We start from the raw sequence: 2626 nt of genomic DNA, 5'->3' as shown, positions 1-2626 counted from the left end.
CGGGTGTTTCTCGTTTTAAGGCGTCAATTTTTAGTATAATTGCATAGTAGTAAACGTGTTATGCAGGCGTTATGTTTTAAATTTGGAATGATTTAGGTGGTTTGATGACAAAGGAAAAGATGTATTGGCAACATGCGGCAGGAGATAGTGACCGAAACTATGCTGACGTATGCTTAAAGTGGGATGTAATATTGAATGGACCAGGTTATTTAGGTGCTTGGCCTGATTGTGCAGAAAAACTAAGGAAGCGCGGTTGGTCATCAAGGAAGGTTACCGGATTAAAGCGTTTTTGTGTAGATATGCAAGATGGCGATATTGTAGCCTTAAGATTAGGAACGTCTTTGGTTTTAGGTGTAGGTGTTATCGTTGGTAAGTATGAATGGAATGATGAATTTGGAGATGTTGATGGCTGGGATTTACAGCATATACGCCGAGTTAAGTGGTTATGGAAATATCAGGATAGTCCTAAAAAATTTGAAACCTATGCTTTAAAGCAAGGCGATACAACTCAAGAACTTACATCTGAGCATGTTATTAAATGGATTGATTCATTAAATCTAGACACGCAAAATATGCCTGAATTAAATAAACTACCTCTTTCTGAGGGGGGAGACAATGTCTGTTTTGAGGATGTATCAGAGTCATTATTTGACTATGGTGTATCAAGTACATCAATAGATATCTTAACAAAAGAGATTGATGAATTAATACGAATTGCAAAATGGTATCAAAAATATCAAAATCCCTCTGAATTTGAAACAGTTGCTTATTTAGCTGTACCTTTACTTCGAGCTTTAGGTTGGACTCCACAAAAAATGGCAATAGAGTGGAATAATGTAGATATAGCTCTATTTAAAAACCTTCCTCGTAAGGATGATAACTTGGATGTAGTCGTTGAAGCTAAGAAAAAAGGTAACTCTTGTCTTAGTGCACTTTCTCAAGCTGAGACTTATGCTAATGGAAAAGAAAATTGTAAACGTCTTATTGTTACGGATGGATTGCGTTACGGGGTATATTTAAAGGATGTAAAAGGTTTTAAGTTATATGCATATTTTAATATTACCCGTCTTAGAGAGGATTACCCAATTTACGAATGTGCGGGAGTATCTATGGCTTTAAAAGCGATGTCACCTGAATGGGTTCAATAAAACATAACAATCGCATCAACACGATTTGCTACATTCGGCATTCTAGGTTTCTTTGGGTTTACCGTATTAAGTGGTAAATTTAAGCTTAATCTGCATAGTAGCAAACGTGTTATGCAGGCGTTGTGCGTACTTAATCTTAAAGATTTGTACAGGCCATCATTGAAATCAAGGGCTTGTAGTTCCAGTTTAATTAGCATTTTTATTTTAATTCTTGCGAATTTGATTATTTTGTTTGACGAATATTATCTTATTTTATGAGGTGTAAATTTGATGCGCAACTAATTTCATTAATATCTTTAATTATTATGAAATATAGATACTAGATCAAAAAACAATGATCTACATCATGTTTTCTTCTCATAGAAAACTACATACTCCGCCGCCATTAATAATGATGGTTGTATATTTAGGAATATAAAATGAAAAAATTAGTATTGATAATGCTAGTTTGTTTTGGCCTACCTTCAGGAGCGATAGCTCATTCAGGCGGTACTGATTCAAATGGTTGCCACACAAACCATAAAACAGGCGAGTATCATTGTCATAATCGTAAATAGAAATTAGGCATGTGGTAAGCACATAACAAACATATCAATACGATTTACTACGCTTGGCTATTTCAGTTTCATACGGCAATTTAAGTCTGGTAGTAAATTATAAAATTAAGCTTAACAATAAAAAATCAATAGGATTAAATGTGATTAATAAAATTCAGGGTGTGGTACTTAGTCTAGTTTTGTTACTTTCTGGATGTACTATAGTTGATAGCTCATCAATTGTTATTGGTAACACTCGCCAACAAACAAATATTGATGATATTCGTTTATATCGAACAGCTCCTACAAGTTATGAAGAAATCGCAATGATTTCCGCTAGTGCTGGACATGATTTTAAGAGTGATGGTGCGCTAGTTAATGAGGCTATGGAGCAATTGAAAAAAGAAGCCGCTAAAGTTGGGGCTAATGCTGTTCTTTTGACTGAAATCAGAGAGCGTAGCGGTACTGTTACTATGTATAGAAACATTAGTTCAAATGCTGATTCGAACAACTTCGGTGTTGCTACTTCTGGAGACCGTTATACTCGTGTGAAAGGGATCGCTATTTTTGTAAAAAAATAGGGCTTTGTTTAAGTTAACAAATGATTTACTAATTTATTTGTTCATTCTTTGAACATTCAGCTTTCGCTGTATTTAGTAATTATGATCTCCATCGGAGTCATTCAATTTTATAAAGCGAATGACTCTCTTTTCCTCATTATGCTTCATATTTATTTTTGACCACTGCATTTTAAATTCCTATTGTGGTTAGAATATTTGGTTTATTTATCAGTACTAAATCAGCTGAAACCAAGTTGTTCAAATGGCGTTGAAAATGTATTTGTTTTCCATTCACTTTATCTCGCAATTTAAGAACATTTTGTTCGCTTAATTGCTATCGGTAAATTAGAATCAGGGCTTAAAAAATCTTGGCAGGGCAGTT

Annotated in this window: 3 protein-coding genes; all 3 read left to right on the top strand. The window is 34.3% G+C overall.

The window, feature by feature from the left end:
* Positions 1 to 104: 104 nt before the first annotated feature.
* Positions 105 to 1148 (top strand): hypothetical protein, encoded by a 1044-nt coding sequence (locus A6E03_RS16500; protein WP_065601312.1) that lies wholly within the window; start codon positions 105 to 107, stop codon positions 1146 to 1148.
* 419 nt (positions 1149 to 1567) lie between these two features.
* The gene (locus tag A6E03_RS20125; protein ID WP_141677298.1) at positions 1568 to 1705 is read left to right on the top strand and encodes a YHYH domain-containing protein; all 138 of its coding nucleotides are present in this window, start codon (positions 1568 to 1570) and stop codon (positions 1703 to 1705) included.
* A 53-nt stretch (positions 1706 to 1758) separates the two neighbouring features.
* Positions 1759 to 2265 (top strand): hypothetical protein, encoded by a 507-nt coding sequence (locus tag A6E03_RS16490; protein WP_141677297.1) that lies wholly within the window; start codon positions 1759 to 1761, stop codon positions 2263 to 2265.
* Positions 2266 to 2626 lie beyond the last annotated feature (361 nt).

Source organism: Aliivibrio sp. 1S128, assembly GCF_001691065.1.
Lineage (GTDB): Bacteria > Pseudomonadota > Gammaproteobacteria > Enterobacterales > Vibrionaceae > Aliivibrio.
Note: the sequence above shows the minus strand (reverse complement) of the source record. Positions and strands in the feature narration are given on the sequence as shown.

Excerpts from the sequence above, each read along its gene's own strand:
- A6E03_RS20125 (WP_141677298.1), top strand. The coding sequence starts at position 1,568 with ATGAAAAAATTAGTATTGATAATGCTAGTTTGTTTTGGCCTACCTTCA.
- A6E03_RS16500 (WP_065601312.1), top strand. The coding sequence starts at position 105 with ATGACAAAGGAAAAGATGTATTGGCAACATGCGGCAGGAGATAGTGAC.